Here is a 12,430-nt window from a genome sequence, read left to right as displayed (position 1 = left end):
ATTGCTCGATAATTACAGACGGAACGCGGGCTGGCAAGCCTTGTTCCTAGGGTCCGTCCGCGCTACGCCGGATCGGGCCGCGCAGGGCGCGGCGGCTTGTGCAGGACCTTCGATGGGCCCCTATCTCCACTCGCTCGCGGGCGGCGTGCTGATCGGCCTGTCGGCCGTGATGCTGCTTCTCCTCAATGGCCGCATCGCCGGGGTCAGCGGCCTCGTCGCCGGCCTCGGGCGCCGACCCGACCGGCGCTGGCTCGCCGACCTCGCCTTCGTCGCCGGGCTGATCCTCGGCCCGCCCGCCTTCGCGGCGCTGAGCGGGCACTGGCCCGAGATGCGGATCGTCGCCTCCCTGCCGGTCCTGGCGCTCGCCGGATTGCTCGTCGGCTTCGGCACCCGCCTCGGCTCCGGCTGCACCAGCGGCCACGGGGTCTGCGGGCTCGCCCGGCTGTCGCCGCGCTCGATCGTGGCGGTGCTCACCTTCCTGGCGAGCGGCGTGGTCACGGTCTTCCTCGCGCGGGGGCTCCTCGGATGAGGCCGGCCGCCCAGATCCTGACGGCGCTCGCCGCCGGCCTCACCTTCGGGCTCGGCCTCGCCCTGTCCGGCATGCTCGATCCCGCGCGCGTGCGCGGCTTCCTCGACGTGACGGGCGCCTGGGACCCCAGCCTCGCCTTCGTGCTCGCCGGCGCGGTGAGCGTCTCCGCCCTCGGCTATGCGGTGTCGCGCCGGCTCCGGGCGCCGGCCTTCGAGAGCCGCTTCGCGATCCCGTCCGGGCGGCGGATCGACCGGCCGCTCGTCCTCGGCGCCGTGCTGTTCGGGGCGGGCTGGGGTCTCTCCGGCTTCTGCCCGGGGCCCGCCGTCGCCGCACTCTCCACGGGTCTGGTCCCGGTGGCGCTCTTCGTCGCCGCCATGCTGGCCGGCATGGCCCTGCATCGGCTCGCGACGCGGCCCTCCGGACTGGGCTCCGCGCCCACGAGCGCGCCCGCGCGATGATCCCCGGCCCGCCCCGGGAACTGGCGAGACCGCCGGCCGGGACGGGCGATGAGGATTGCGCCGGCCCGCGAGAAAAAGGGGGGCGCAGCCGTGATGTTCCACGCAAGCCGCCTGTCACGGCAAGGGCGATCCGCCGATCCCGAAGTCTTTGGGAGCACATTTCGCGGCGATCCGCCTAGTCTGTCCCTGTGAAGACTGTCCTGCGGCCGGGCTGCCGTGCGGAATGACGATGTGATGGCGCGGTCCGGCACGTTCGATTGTGCGGGACCTCCGGTTTCGTCCTGTCTCCGCTGCCGAACGCTGTCCGCGTCCGGTGAGGCTGCGAATGGGACGGGACGGATTCCGGCCGGTGCGCCTCGCGCATCCGCCGGCCGCCATCCTGTCGGGGCAGATCGGGCGGAGGGATCGGCCATGCGGCTCGGGCTCGTTGGCGGGGTGTTCGGCCAGATCTTTGGCCAGGGCTTTGGCCGAGTCTTCGGCAAGATCTTTGGCAGAGTCTTTGGGCAGCGTCGGCTCAGCGTGCCGATCCTCGGCGTCCTCACCGTGTTCGGCGGCGGCACGGCGTGCCCGGCCGCGGCGCCGCCGGACTTGCCCGAGGATGTGTCGCCACGGATCCGGGCCCTGTCCGTGCCCCGGCAGGCCCTCGACGGCGACGATGCCGGACCGCAGGCGCGCTTGGAACTCGGGCCGGACGGGCGCGACCTTCGCCTGACGGGCGATCTGACCGAGGGCGTCGCGAACCGCGTGGCGGCCCTGCTCGCGGCGCATCCCGAGGTGGTGCGGATCCACCTCACCAGCGACGGCGGCTTGGTCGAGGAGGGGCTGGCCCTCGGCGCCATCGTCGCCGTCTACGGCCTCGCCACCTACGTGCCGGATGTCTGCGCCTCGGCCTGCACCCTCGTCTACGTGCGCGGCCGCGGGCGCTATCTCGCGGCCGGCGGCCGCCTCGGCTTTCACGGCCCCTACGAGGTCGGCTTCTTCGATTCGGCCCATCCCGTCGACGCGGGTCCGGAGCGGACGGCCTACCTGAATGCGGGCCTCACGCCGGAATTCGTCGCGCGGGCGCTCGCCGTGCGGTCCGAGGACATCTGGGTTCCGGAGGCGGCGCTGCTGCGCGCGGCCGGTGTCGTCACGGAGATGGTCGGGCCCGGTTCCTTCCGCGAGGGGCCGGCCGCTGCCCCCGACCGGGTCGCGCAGCGGGGCGGCCCCTGAGGTCGCGCCGCAGCGGCGTTCATGAGGGGCCCGCGCCTATCCCGGCCCGTCCTGGCGCCTGTCCTGGCGCCCGATCTGCCGGGCAACGGCCATCAGCGAGGTCACGAGGGGCGTCGCGGGCTCCCGATGCAGCGCGACGAGGCCGATTGCGTGGGTCAGGTCCGGCTCGACGACGGGGATGGCGCGCAGCCCCTCGGTCGGCGGCAGGACGTCGGCCAGGGCGGCCGGCATGATGCTCGCCCAGCGCAGCGTCCGCACATGCGTCATCAGGACGATCATGGAAGTCGATTCCAGCGCCGGCGTCGGCTCGCCGCCGGCCGCGCGGATCTGCCCGTCGATGATGCGCCGGTTCTGCATGTTGGGCGTCAGCAGGCACAGCGGCAGCCGGGCCGCCTCCGCCCAGGTGACGCGGGCGCGGTCCCCGCAGGGGCCGTCGGCCGCGGTGATCAGGCGATAGGCCTCCTGGTAAAGCGGAACCGTCATGACACGGCCGAGGGGCTCGTTGTCGAGATAGGTGATCCCGGCATCGGCCTCGAGATTCACGAGGAGCGAGACGATGTCCGTCGAGGTACTCGACGCGACGGTCAGGCGCACGTCCGGGTGGCGCGCCCGGTAGGGCGTGGTGAGGGCGGCCACCATGGGGAGGGCGGTCGGGATCACGGCGATCCGCAGATGGCCGGTCAGGCCGCGGCGGAGCGTGGCCACGTCCTGCTGCTTGGCGCGGCTGTCGGCAACGATGCGGCGTGCCCAGGCGAGGACGCGCTGCCCTTCCGGCGTGAAGCCCTGGAAGCGCGAGCCGCGCTGCACCAGTTGCACGCCGAGCCGGTTCTCCAGATGCTTCACATCCGCCGAGAGCGTCTGTTGAGTGACGCTGCAGGCTTCGGCCGCACGGCCGAAATGCTCTTCCCGCGAGAGAGCCAGCAGATAGTCCAGCTTGTCGATCACGACCCAGAACCGAGCCCGCACGGCCGCCGAACCCGCGGCCATTCGGTCGTATTCTGCCGCTGCCTGCCCTTCGATATGAAGTGCGATGCCGGAGAGGCTTATCCGGCATCGCTGGCACCGGCTCCGAGGCGATGCGGATCGTAGGTGGCGGGCTGGATCGGCCCCGGATCGTCGGTCGGGCTGCCGATGGCCGCGACGACGAGCGGGTCGAGGCTTGCGCCCCTTTCCGCTGCGTGCGCCGCGAGCCTCTCCCGCATGCGCGGCGTCCAGAAGGCCACGAGGTGCCTGTGGATGCCGGCCACCGCCTCGTCGTCCGGGTAGGAGCGGAAGAAGGTGGCGATTTGGTTGGCCATCCGCACCAGTTTGTCGGTCTGCGAGGTCGCGCCCATCCTCCTCATGCAGCCATGCACCTCGGCGCGCGACAGGTTGAGCGCGTCGGCGATGAGCGGCACGGCCTCGGCGTCGACGTAGCCGAAGGTCTCCTGCAGCGCGTGCAGGATCGGCAGCGTCGCACCCTCGAGATGCGCGTGGTCCGAGACGATCCCGGCGGCGCGGGCGGCGCTCCAAGGTTCGTGGTGCGGCATGAGTTTTCCTGCCCAGTTTGGTCTTGTTCTAAGACCGATCGGAACAGGAGTGCCGGGTCCCTTCAATCAAGCTGTCGGGTCGGCCGACAGAGGATCCCTGTCGACGGGGGCGGCGCCGATGTGCGGGTGCGCATCAAAACATCGAAGCGTCTCCGCGCGGAGAAAAATTCAAGTTCTTTCGCGATGATCTCCTGCGAACAAGAAATTTCAGATGTTGATGCAGGTTATGGCGCCGGAACGACATCGGTTTAGAACAGATTCATCATCAGCTTTTCTGGAACAGGTGCTGATGGCTGGGAGAGGCATGCGCTTCCGCCTGCAAGGTAAGGCGACGCCGCCATGTCCCCGGCTTCCGACATCCACGTCCTGTCCGCGCTCGTCCGCAAGCTGGAGAGCATCGCCCGTCTCTCGGACGCGGAGCGGAGGGCCATCGAGAGCCTGCCGGCCAAGCCCCGCCTTCTCCAGCCCGGCCAGGACATCGTGCGCGACGGCGACAGGCCCTCGCAATGCTGCCTCATCCTCGACGGCTGGGCCTGCCGCTACAAGCTGCTCGGTGCGGGCAAGCGCCAGATCTTCTCGTTTCACATCGCGGGCGACGTCCCCGACCTGCAGACCCTGCACCTGCACGTCATGGACCACAGCATCTGCACGCTCACCGAGGCGACGGTGGCCTTCATCCCGCACGACAGCCTGCGGGACCTCATCACCCGCTTTCCCGGCCTTGCGGAGATCTTCTGGCGCGACACGCTGGTCGATGCCGCGATCTTCCGCGCGTGGATCGTCTGCATGGGCCGGCGCTCGGCCTACGAGCACATCGCCCATCTCTTCTGCGAATTGTATCTGAAGCTGCGGGCGGTGGGGCTGGCCGACGGCTACCGCTGCCCCCTCCCCATCACGCAGATCGACCTCGGCGACGCGCTGGGCCTGACGAACGTGCACGTCAACCGCGTGCTGCAGGAGATGCGCAGGCAGGGCCTGATCACCCTGCGCGACCACACGCTCGCGATCGAGTCCTGGGATGAGCTGAGCCGGATCTCGGAATTCGATCCCACCTACCTGCGTCTCGAGAAGCAGGCGGCTTGACAGACCTTCCCTTGCCGCGCGCGGTTCGTCCTCGCGACCGGACCTCCCTGGACGCGGGCCTTCCCCGCCGCGGGGAGCCGGTCCCCATGCGGTCGCCCCCCGGCCTGGACGCTTCTCGGCGCACGCACCCATCGCCCAAGGCCCCCTCCCCGCATCGCGCGCCCCCTCCTCGCCGCGGCCGGGCAGGTCCTTCGACAGGGGCTCCGCCCCCGCATTCCGCGCGATGCCGCGTCAGATCCGGCGTAGTCGTTCATACGCAGGGTCTAGGATAGCGTGCCTATATCTTTTCATAGGGCAGAGTTGCGAGAGGCTTCGGCCTGATTTAGGCTAACCGGAGATAACAACAAAAATTGTGATGCGTAAAATTACTTGGGGTACAATTTAGTGGTCGAGGATCCTTTCCTGCAGAAGCTCCTGCGAGCCGGGCCGTTGTCCGACGAAGAGCAGGCCGCTCTGCAGAGCCTGACCTTCAATCGCCGTCCCGTGTCGGCCCGGTGCGACATCACCAACGGCGCCCTCATCAACGGTGGCGTCACGGACCGCGTCTACCTCGTCATGAGCGGCTTCGCCTGCCGCTACAAGACGCTCCCGAACGGCAACCGCCGGATCGTCTCCTTCGCCCTGCCGGGGGACCTCTGCTATATGCACGATGCCGGGCCCTTCGGGCGCGATCTGCGCGTCGGCGCCCTCGCGGCCTGCTCCGTGGCCGACCTCTCGCGCTCCCGGCTGACGGAACTGATCGGCCTCCACCCAGGCATCAGCCGCGCGATCTGGTGGGTCACCCTGCGCGAGCTGAGCCGGGCCCGCGAGTGGATCGTCAACGACACGCGCCCGGCCGATCGGCGCCTCGCGCACCTCCTGTGCGAGTTGCTGATCTGCCTGCAGGTGACCGGTCAGGCCGACGATGACGGTTTCGAGTTCCCCGTGACGCAGGCGGACGTCGCGGACACGCTCGGCATCTCGCATGTCCACATCAACCGGGTGCTGCAGAGCCTGCGCACGGGCGGCCTGATCACCTGGAGCCATCATCAGGTGACGATTCCGGACGTGGAGGAGCTGAAGGCCTTCGCCGAATTCGATCCCGCCTACCTGTGCTTCGACGGGTTCGAGCCGCTCGGAGCGATCGCCGCACCGGTCGCGGTCCGCGCCGGGCCATGAAACCCGCTGCGGGCTCCTGAGTTAGTAGCCTCGAGCTTGGCGGTCGGCCGCCCCTCCGAGGAATGGAATGGTCGAGATCACGTTGCAGCCGGTGCAGATCGGGACGCTGACCGCGGATACCGACGGGCGCCTCGTCTTCGCGGACGGGAAACTGGTGGCCGTGCTGGTGCGCCTGAGCGAGGAGCTGCACAGCGCGGACGGCAATGCGGGTCAGTGGTGTGTCGAGGCCGGCTTCGGCGCCTGCGAGGTCGGGATGCTGGCCGTCCGCTTCGACAGCCTCGAGGCTGCGCGGAGCTGGGTCGCGGACCAGATCTCGACGAAGGCCCCGGCCATGTGAGCGCGTCGCGCCCCGCCGCGCAGGGCTGCTGCGCCCGGCAACGGGGCGGGGTGCGCCGGGCGTTCCGATGCGGCGCGGCGGGCCCCCGCGCATCGGATCCCCCTCCAACCACTCCGGGCCGGACAGGGGCGACCTCAGAGGGGGCGCGATGCGCGCATCCGGAGGAGGTCCAGCACCGCGAGGACCAGCGGCGTTCCGATGAGGAACAGAGCGAAGACGAGAGCCATGCGTCACCTTCTCAGTAAGTTCGGGGGAAGCGGATCCTCCGGCCTTGCGGGATCCGCCCGACCTGCGAGCTTTAATGCCTGACCGGCGCGCAGGGTTCGCCGTCCCGACCCGGTGATCTCGCCCCGGAGGCGTGGTCTCCCCGAAGGCCGACGCCGCGCTTCCTGACGTGGGCCGAGGAAACATCGCCACGGCGGAACGTTCGACCCAAGGATCCCCGTTGGGTCAGGAGTTCCTCATGGCCGACCTCTCAGACGTCCATCGCAGCCCCGTGACGCCCGGCGAGGACCTGCGCACGATCGCCCTGCATCACATCTCGTGGGGCGCCATCCTCGGGGGCGTGTTCATCGCCCTCATCCTGCAATTGATCCTCAACCTGCTCGGCCTCGGGCTCGGCCTGACCAGCGTCAGCGCGACGGAGGGCAACAACCCGGATGCCGGCACGATCTCCGTGGGCGCGGGCCTGTGGTGGGTGGTCTCCGGCATCGTCGCGGCGGCGGCCGGCGGCTACACGGCGGGACGCCTCTCGGGCAAGCCGGTCGAGTCCACCGCCGGCTACCACGGCCTGATCTCCTGGGCGGTGACGACCTTCGTGGTGATCTACCTGCTGACCTCGGCGCTCGGCGGCCTCGTCGGCGGCGCCTTCAGCACGGTCACCTCGGCACTGGGCGGCGTGGGTCAGGCCGCCGGCGGGGCCGTCCAGACGGCGGCGCAGGCGGCCGGTCCCGCCTTGCCGAACCTGTCCAACCCCTTCTCGGACATCGAGGGCAAGCTGCGCGGCGCGTCCGGCGGGCAGGACCCCGCCGCCCTCCGGGACCAAGCCGTGTCGGCCCTGCGCGACCTCCTCACCGGTGATCCCGCCAGGCAGCAGGCCGCCAAGGACAAGGCCGCCGACGCCGTCGCGAAGGCGCAGGGCATCCCGCCCGACCAGGCCAAGCAGCAGGTTCAGCAATACCAGGACCAGTACGACAAGACCGTCGCCGACGCGAAGGAGAAGGCCAAGCAGACGGCGGAGATGACCCGCAAGGCGGCGGCTCAGGGTGCCCTCTACGCGGCGCTGGCTCTGCTGATCGGCGGGGCGGCGGCGTTCTTCGCCGGCCGCGCGGGCGCGGTGAACCCGACGCTCACGGCGCCGGGCATGGGGACGGGCGCGCCGGCGCGCCGCGTCTGAGAACACGGGCGACGGCGCGCACGGGCGCGGCCGTCGCGGGCGAGATTCCGGGCTCCGCGTGCGGCGACGCGGCCGGGTGGCGAAACGACGGCCGACGGGAGCGGGTTCAGCAGCATGGAAGGCGGCATCATCTGGCTCGGCATCATCGGAGCCATCCTGGGACTCTCGCTGCTGGCCGTGGCGACGGTCGGGATGCGCCGGCACCGGCATCGCGGGCGGGCGGCCGATCCCGACCTCACGCAGGCCGCGAGCGGGTTCGCCCGGTTGCGCTGGCTGAAGCCCCGAGGCATGCGCCGACGCAGCTAGATCTTCCCCTCGAGACCCATCTGATAATACTTGTGAACGATCGTGTCCTGGTTCTCCAAGAGCCAGTCGATCGAGGGCTCGTGGGTCATGGCCTTGCGGATCGCCTCGGTCATGCCCTTGCGCTGGATCTCGAAGAGCGCCTTGTGATCGACCGTCTCGGCCTGGATCACGCCCGGGCTCAGCCAGACCGAGCAGATGATGCCGAGATCGTTGACCCGGTCCTTCGGCAGGTACCCGGCCCGGACCGCGTCCAGCACGCCGTTGGCGATGGCGAACTGCACCGTGCCCATCAGGATCGACGTGTACTTCGATTCCGTGACGCTGACCTTCGACACGCACAGCGTCACCGGGCGCACCATGATGTCGGTGTTCAGGAGCGCGAAGACGCGGCTGTGGCCGACGACCTGATCGCCCGTCAACGTCGCGATGGCCGTGCCGACCGGGCCGTCGAGCTCGCCGATGATCACTTCGGGCTCGGAGGCGGTATTGGGCGGGCCGCCCGCGACGAGGGCCTCGCCGGCACGAAGGATGATGCGCTCGCTCATGCGGGGTGACCTTCCTGACAATCCGGATCGAGGGGCGATCCGTCCGGCCGGGGTGTCTCACAGGTTCGGGAGCCGGGTCCACCCCATCCTCGGGCGGAGCGCCGCTGAAGGCCGGACCGTCCCGGCGAGCGCGACGCGCCGGCCGGGGCGATCGGTTCAGCCGTTCTGCTGCGTCTTCAGGCTGCTCCCGGCGCCCGAGGTGTCCGTCATCGGGTTCGAGACCCCGCTCGTGTTGCCGTCCCCCTGGCCGGGCGCCTGATCATCGAAGGTGCGGCGATTGCCTGCGTGATCCTGATACTGCTCGGTCTGAACGTTCTTGCTGTCGAGGCCGCGCTCGTCGCTGTGCTGCGCCTTGTCGCGATTGCTCAGGACCATGTTCTCCGGGAGGATGCCCTCCGGCAGTTCGGTCATCGCGCCGCTGCCCGATCCCTTGCCCTGTGCGCCGGCACCCATGTTCCGCTTGCTAGCATTCGCCATGTCTTGCTGCCCTTGCTCGTGCCTGTCGAAGATCGCGTGACAGATCAGGATGGTGTGAGTCTCGACGAAGGCAAGCTGAGCAGATGCAAAATTTGGCCTTCTCGCGAGGGGAACTTTCGGGGTTGGGTGTGGTTCTGCGGTGCTGAGGCGAGATCTGTCTTGGAACACGGCTCTTCGCGCTCGGGAATACGTTGCCGGAAGCCCACGAGTGAAGCAGATGGATCTGCAAGATCGAATCCGGGATGCCATCGTCGCCGAGCTGCAGCGTCAGGCGGAAGCCGGCGAGCCGGCCCCGACGGTCGATACGACGGAGCGCGGCTACGCCGTGATCGACGGGCGTATCGACCTCGACGCGCTGATCATGGTGATCGAGGGATCGCTGGCCGGCGGGCCCTAGCAGCGGGCGCCGCGACGGACAGGGTGTCCCCGCCCCTTCCGAGCCGATGAGGCCGAGGGGGCGGAGGCGACCCGGGGGGTGGCCGCCGCGGCCATCCTTACGTCGGGGAGGCCCCGCGAGCCCCGGGACCGCGGGGCTCGCGATGCGGCCTACTGGCCGCCGTTGCTCGAGCCGCTGCCGCCTCCGGCGCTGCCGTTCGGCACGGCGCGCTCCGGAAGGTTGGCGTTCCCGCCGGCCGCGGAGTTGGTCGTGATGGTCTCGGCTCCCGTCGCGCCCGGAGCGATGATCACGTCGCGTCGATTGCCGGTCGTGTAGGGCTGCTGCTGGATCACGGTCCCGGTCGCCTCCGGGGCGGAAAGGCCCGGCGCGGTCTGCGCGACGGCCGGCGCCGCCCCGAGGAGAGCGAGGCCGGCCAGCATCGCGTGGATCTTCATGGCCTTGATCGTCATCGCCCTGCCCATCATGAGGAATTGGTCCAGTCTCGCGTCGTCCCGGAGGAGCGCGCCCGGGAGCAACTTCGAGGCAAGGAGATGTATCCGGCCCGGCACGACGAATTCGGCGATGGCTGTGCTGGTGCGCCCGAGGCGGAATGCGGCGCGCCCGAGTCATTGTCCGGTGAAGCGGGTGGCGCGCAGACAGAAAGACGCCGCTCGGGTGATGCGAGCGAATAACCTGAGTTAGTTCTTGCGCCGCGAGAGGCTTGTTCCACGCGGAGCGGCCGATCTGTGCTGGCCCCGATCGGTCGGAGATTTCGCGGAACAGAGGCTTTTTCGGGCGGTTGGTTCATCATCACCCCTATCGGAGGAACGATGACCGCGAAGCCACCTCCCGTGCCACCTGCCAACCGCTCCAACAAGGGTCCCGGCAGCGCCACCGAAGCACCGGTCTCGCAGGGCCAGGCTTCCTCGCAGACGAAGGACCCGGACAAGGTCGGTCAGTCGGGGAATTCGAAGGTGAATACGGTTCACCAGGGCTACCAGCAGGACCGCTGATGAGCACGTCGAAGAAGCATCCCAACACCGACCGCCACCAGGGCGGGCCGGGAAGCAGCCACCAGGACAATTCCAAACCCCCGGTGGAGGAGCGGCACGGCCCGGAGCCGGGCAGCCCGACGAACCTGAGCAAGTCCGCCGTCTCGGGCGGGGGCGGCGAGCGCGACGCGCATCACACCCACAGCAACCTGGGCAACGCGCCCGACCGGACCGACCGCTCGCATTGAGGCCGGGCCTCGCCGCGAGCGAGCCGCCCGCGACCGCTCTCATTCGGACCAGCACCCGCCGCACAGGATGCGGCGGGTCTCCTGCCGTCGTCGGCGCGGTGTCGACCCGTCATGGAACGCCCGCGCCGTGCCGGCACGCTCTCCGGGAACGGAGTCAGGCGGCGGACCGGGACCCCGCCCGCGGATCGGTGCCGTCCGGGGACGTCCCGCCGGGCTTCAGCAGGATCGCCCGCAACCTCGCCCGGCCGAGCACGCGACCGAGTTCCCGGTACGTGAAATAGGGAAGCAGGGCGACCAGCAGGATCCAGGCGAGCGAGACGAGGCCGAGCGGGCCGCCGGCGATCTCCGGCAGGACCTGTCCCGGCGCTCTCCCGTGCCACGCACCCTCCAGCACCGCCTCCAGCACGTAGGCCGCGATCAGGACGGCGGTGAAGGCGAGGGCGCGGTAGAGGATCACCGTGACGAGCCGTCCCGATTCCAGGCGGCGCCCGATGGACCGGGAGCCGACGCGCGCCGCCTCGGCGATCAGCATGATCTTGGCAAAGACCAGGGCGTTGATCAGGCCGAGCGCGTAGAAGTGGTGGCTCGGGTAGCGCGGCACATCCTGGTCGATGCGCGCGTAGACGTTGAGACTGAAGACGATCAGCGTCCCCAGGACCACGATGAGATACAGGGCGAACCCGAGATAATGCTCGGCCTCGTCGATGGCGCGCCGGGTCCAGGACGGCGCGGGGTGCCCCGCGACGGGAGCGTCGGTCCCGGCCGGCGGGAAGGCCGGGGACCCGGTTCGATCCGGCAAAGCGCTCATGGATGACCTCGCGCGTTGGGAAGGGGGCCGGTGCCCGCCTCGAGCGTTGCCGAGGCCGCGGGCGGGCGGCTTCGGCCCTCACTCGGCCGGGCAACGCTGATAGGTCTGAAGGCTTCTGAAGTCCGAACCCAACGAGACCACGTTGTTCTCCCGCGAGACGAGGATCAGGTTCGCCGGCGCCGGCGGCTGCTGTTCCCCGGTCGAGCATCGCATGTGAGCGGAGTAGATCGGGCCCGCCCGCCCCGCGGTTTCGTCGACCCAGTCGATCGTGCAGCGCGCGTCGGCGCGGGTGTAGGCCGACGCGGTCACGGAGAGGGCCGGCCGAGCATCGGTGGGGCACGATTGGTCGGTCGGGACCCACTGGCCCCAGAACTGCTCCGGCACCGCCTTGTGGCGCTTGATGTCCGCGGTTGCAGCCTCCGGAACGACGAGGAGGGCGCCAAGGGCAAGGATGGCGATGACGCGCATGGAGGCCTCCCGTCTCTGGTTCGTTCCGTCTGGAACGGCCGACCGTTCGGAGCGGCCGGCGCCGCGCCGGCCGAAGCCCGGGACGGATGCGTGCCGAGCGCGCCGGCAGGCCACTAGAGCGCCGCGCCGGCGCTTCGGGTGACGGGCGGCGGTGCCCAGGACCCGTTCAGCAGCGCGTCCTTCGGCCAGTAGGTGCGCAGCATCAGCACGAAGGGGCCGGCCGGCGCCGGCAGCCAGTTCGATTCCCGCTGCGCGCCGGGGCTCTCGTGCTGGATCAGGAGGTCGACCGAGTCGTCCGGGTTGGTCTTGAGGTCGTTGCGCGGGCTCACCGTGTAGCGGTTGAGCGGGTTCGCGACGAAGAAGTAATCCGCGTCGTACATCGTCAGCGACCAGAAGCCGTTGACCGGCGGCAGCTCGCCGGGCGGGAAGCGCATCACGTAGGTCGAGGCGCCGGTCAGCCGCCGCCCCGCCGCATCGACCGTGGTGAGCGGGTAGACCGCATCCTGCG

19 protein-coding genes are annotated in these 12,430 nt (G+C 70.0%); 11 read left to right on the top strand and 8 right to left on the bottom strand.

The window, feature by feature from the left end; all coding sequences use genetic code 11:
* Positions 1 to 112: 112 nt before the first annotated feature.
* The 3 genes from J2X36_RS19985 to J2X36_RS19975 all read left to right on the top strand — a co-directional run bounded on the left by J2X36_RS19985 (position 113) and on the right by J2X36_RS19975 (position 2,199).
* On the top strand, positions 113 to 529 hold the full coding sequence (locus tag J2X36_RS19985; protein WP_310353010.1) for a YeeE/YedE family protein: 417 nt from the start codon (positions 113 to 115) through the stop codon (positions 527 to 529).
* Positions 526 to 987: a YeeE/YedE family protein gene (locus J2X36_RS19980; protein ID WP_310353007.1), complete on the top strand. Its 462-nt coding sequence runs from the start codon at positions 526 to 528 to the stop codon at positions 985 to 987. The genes J2X36_RS19985 and J2X36_RS19980 overlap by 4 nt, the downstream gene beginning before the upstream one ends.
* 411 nt (positions 988 to 1,398) lie before the next feature.
* On the top strand, positions 1,399 to 2,199 hold the full coding sequence (locus J2X36_RS19975) for a hypothetical protein (protein WP_310353006.1): 801 nt from the start codon (positions 1,399 to 1,401) through the stop codon (positions 2,197 to 2,199).
* A gap of 36 nt (positions 2,200 to 2,235) precedes the next feature.
* On the opposite strand, the gene J2X36_RS19970 is transcribed toward J2X36_RS19975, so the two are convergent.
* Both J2X36_RS19970 and J2X36_RS19965 read right to left on the bottom strand, forming a co-directional pair.
* Complete coding sequence (locus tag J2X36_RS19970; RefSeq protein WP_310353155.1) at positions 2,236 to 3,144, bottom strand: LysR family transcriptional regulator; 909 nt, start codon at positions 3,142 to 3,144, stop codon at positions 2,236 to 2,238.
* Positions 3,145 to 3,242: 98 nt separating this feature from the next.
* A complete protein-coding gene (locus J2X36_RS19965) occupies positions 3,243 to 3,728 on the bottom strand; it encodes a formate dehydrogenase subunit delta (RefSeq protein WP_245516718.1) in 486 nt (161 codons plus the stop codon).
* 339 nt (positions 3,729 to 4,067) lie between these two features.
* Here J2X36_RS19965 and J2X36_RS19960 point away from each other — a divergent pair, with 339 nt between their 5' ends.
* From J2X36_RS19960 to J2X36_RS19940, 5 genes are all read left to right on the top strand, one after another.
* Positions 4,068 to 4,811 (top strand): Crp/Fnr family transcriptional regulator, encoded by a 744-nt coding sequence (locus tag J2X36_RS19960; protein WP_310353000.1) that lies wholly within the window; start codon positions 4,068 to 4,070, stop codon positions 4,809 to 4,811.
* Positions 4,812 to 5,240: 429 nt separating this feature from the next.
* Positions 5,241 to 5,969, top strand: a complete 729-nt coding sequence (locus J2X36_RS19955; RefSeq protein ID WP_310352998.1) for a Crp/Fnr family transcriptional regulator — start codon at positions 5,241 to 5,243, stop codon at positions 5,967 to 5,969.
* A gap of 67 nt (positions 5,970 to 6,036) precedes the next feature.
* The gene (locus J2X36_RS19950; protein WP_132256233.1) at positions 6,037 to 6,306 is read left to right on the top strand and encodes a hypothetical protein; all 270 of its coding nucleotides are present in this window, start codon (positions 6,037 to 6,039) and stop codon (positions 6,304 to 6,306) included.
* A 463-nt stretch (positions 6,307 to 6,769) separates the two neighbouring features.
* Complete coding sequence (locus tag J2X36_RS19945; RefSeq protein ID WP_310352997.1) at positions 6,770 to 7,702, top strand: PhnA-like protein; 933 nt, start codon at positions 6,770 to 6,772, stop codon at positions 7,700 to 7,702.
* Between the two features lie 114 nt (positions 7,703 to 7,816).
* A complete protein-coding gene (locus J2X36_RS19940; RefSeq protein WP_310352994.1) occupies positions 7,817 to 8,008 on the top strand; it encodes a hypothetical protein in 192 nt (63 codons plus the stop codon).
* On the opposite strand, the gene J2X36_RS19935 is transcribed toward J2X36_RS19940, so the two are convergent.
* Positions 8,005 to 8,553: a formaldehyde-activating enzyme gene (locus J2X36_RS19935; RefSeq protein ID WP_132256240.1), complete on the bottom strand. Its 549-nt coding sequence runs from the start codon at positions 8,551 to 8,553 to the stop codon at positions 8,005 to 8,007. The genes J2X36_RS19940 and J2X36_RS19935 overlap by 4 nt on opposite strands.
* A gap of 156 nt (positions 8,554 to 8,709) precedes the next feature.
* Positions 8,710 to 9,030: a hypothetical protein gene (locus tag J2X36_RS19930; protein WP_310353152.1), complete on the bottom strand. Its 321-nt coding sequence runs from the start codon at positions 9,028 to 9,030 to the stop codon at positions 8,710 to 8,712.
* Positions 9,031 to 9,247: 217 nt separating this feature from the next.
* Here J2X36_RS19930 and J2X36_RS19925 point away from each other — a divergent pair, with 217 nt between their 5' ends.
* The gene (locus J2X36_RS19925) at positions 9,248 to 9,427 is read left to right on the top strand and encodes a hypothetical protein (RefSeq protein ID WP_132256242.1); all 180 of its coding nucleotides are present in this window, start codon (positions 9,248 to 9,250) and stop codon (positions 9,425 to 9,427) included.
* A gap of 149 nt (positions 9,428 to 9,576) precedes the next feature.
* On the opposite strand, the gene J2X36_RS19920 is transcribed toward J2X36_RS19925, so the two are convergent.
* Positions 9,577 to 9,876 carry a hypothetical protein gene (locus J2X36_RS19920; RefSeq protein ID WP_245516717.1) on the bottom strand — a complete coding sequence of 100 codons (300 nt, stop codon included), beginning with the start codon at positions 9,874 to 9,876 and terminating at the stop codon, positions 9,577 to 9,579.
* A gap of 360 nt (positions 9,877 to 10,236) precedes the next feature.
* On the opposite strand from J2X36_RS19920, the gene J2X36_RS19915 reads away from it, so the two are divergent.
* Both J2X36_RS19915 and J2X36_RS19910 read left to right on the top strand, forming a co-directional pair.
* The gene (locus J2X36_RS19915; protein ID WP_132256245.1) at positions 10,237 to 10,419 is read left to right on the top strand and encodes a hypothetical protein; all 183 of its coding nucleotides are present in this window, start codon (positions 10,237 to 10,239) and stop codon (positions 10,417 to 10,419) included.
* Positions 10,419 to 10,646 (top strand): hypothetical protein, encoded by a 228-nt coding sequence (locus tag J2X36_RS19910; RefSeq protein ID WP_310352988.1) that lies wholly within the window; start codon positions 10,419 to 10,421, stop codon positions 10,644 to 10,646. Before J2X36_RS19915 ends, J2X36_RS19910 begins: the two co-directional genes overlap by 1 nt.
* 154 nt (positions 10,647 to 10,800) lie before the next feature.
* Here the strand turns inward: J2X36_RS19910 and J2X36_RS19905 are convergent, their stop codons facing one another.
* The 3 genes from J2X36_RS19905 to J2X36_RS19895 all read right to left on the bottom strand — a co-directional run.
* Positions 10,801 to 11,454, bottom strand: coding sequence for a hypothetical protein (locus J2X36_RS19905; protein ID WP_310352986.1), 654 nt, complete (start codon positions 11,452 to 11,454; stop codon positions 10,801 to 10,803).
* Positions 11,455 to 11,532: 78 nt separating this feature from the next.
* Entirely contained in the window at positions 11,533 to 11,922 is a 390-nt protein-coding gene (locus tag J2X36_RS19900; RefSeq protein WP_310352983.1) for a hypothetical protein, read from the bottom strand.
* A 113-nt stretch (positions 11,923 to 12,035) separates the two neighbouring features.
* Positions 12,036 to 12,430, bottom strand: a 395-nt coding sequence (locus J2X36_RS19895; RefSeq protein ID WP_310352981.1) for a DUF1214 domain-containing protein, incomplete at its 5' end; no start/stop codon positions are given.

Origin of the sequence: Methylobacterium sp. BE186 (genome assembly GCF_031457035.1) — a bacterium.
GTDB lineage: Bacteria > Pseudomonadota > Alphaproteobacteria > Rhizobiales > Beijerinckiaceae > Methylobacterium > Methylobacterium segetis.
The sequence above is the reverse complement of the archived record's forward strand: the minus strand, read 5'-3'. Positions and strand labels throughout refer to the sequence as shown.

Excerpts from the sequence above, each read along its gene's own strand:
- J2X36_RS19985 (WP_310353010.1), top strand. The coding sequence starts at position 113 with ATGGGCCCCTATCTCCACTCGCTCGCGGGCGGCGTGCTGATCGGCCTG.
- J2X36_RS19980 (WP_310353007.1), top strand. The coding sequence starts at position 526 with ATGAGGCCGGCCGCCCAGATCCTGACGGCGCTCGCCGCCGGCCTCACC.
- J2X36_RS19975 (WP_310353006.1), top strand. The coding sequence starts at position 1,399 with ATGCGGCTCGGGCTCGTTGGCGGGGTGTTCGGCCAGATCTTTGGCCAG.
- J2X36_RS19965 (WP_245516718.1), bottom strand. The coding sequence starts at position 3,728 with ATGCCGCACCACGAACCTTGGAGCGCCGCCCGCGCCGCCGGGATCGTC.
- J2X36_RS19960 (WP_310353000.1), top strand. The coding sequence starts at position 4,068 with ATGTCCCCGGCTTCCGACATCCACGTCCTGTCCGCGCTCGTCCGCAAG.
- J2X36_RS19950 (WP_132256233.1), top strand. The coding sequence starts at position 6,037 with ATGGTCGAGATCACGTTGCAGCCGGTGCAGATCGGGACGCTGACCGCG.
- J2X36_RS19945 (WP_310352997.1), top strand. The coding sequence starts at position 6,770 with ATGGCCGACCTCTCAGACGTCCATCGCAGCCCCGTGACGCCCGGCGAG.
- J2X36_RS19940 (WP_310352994.1), top strand. The coding sequence starts at position 7,817 with ATGGAAGGCGGCATCATCTGGCTCGGCATCATCGGAGCCATCCTGGGA.
- J2X36_RS19935 (WP_132256240.1), bottom strand. The coding sequence starts at position 8,553 with ATGAGCGAGCGCATCATCCTTCGTGCCGGCGAGGCCCTCGTCGCGGGC.
- J2X36_RS19930 (WP_310353152.1), bottom strand. The coding sequence starts at position 9,030 with ATGGCGAATGCTAGCAAGCGGAACATGGGTGCCGGCGCACAGGGCAAG.
- J2X36_RS19925 (WP_132256242.1), top strand. The coding sequence starts at position 9,248 with ATGGATCTGCAAGATCGAATCCGGGATGCCATCGTCGCCGAGCTGCAG.
- J2X36_RS19920 (WP_245516717.1), bottom strand. The coding sequence starts at position 9,876 with ATGACGATCAAGGCCATGAAGATCCACGCGATGCTGGCCGGCCTCGCT.
- J2X36_RS19915 (WP_132256245.1), top strand. The coding sequence starts at position 10,237 with ATGACCGCGAAGCCACCTCCCGTGCCACCTGCCAACCGCTCCAACAAG.
- J2X36_RS19910 (WP_310352988.1), top strand. The coding sequence starts at position 10,419 with ATGAGCACGTCGAAGAAGCATCCCAACACCGACCGCCACCAGGGCGGG.
- J2X36_RS19905 (WP_310352986.1), bottom strand. The coding sequence starts at position 11,454 with ATGAGCGCTTTGCCGGATCGAACCGGGTCCCCGGCCTTCCCGCCGGCC.
- J2X36_RS19900 (WP_310352983.1), bottom strand. The coding sequence starts at position 11,922 with ATGCGCGTCATCGCCATCCTTGCCCTTGGCGCCCTCCTCGTCGTTCCG.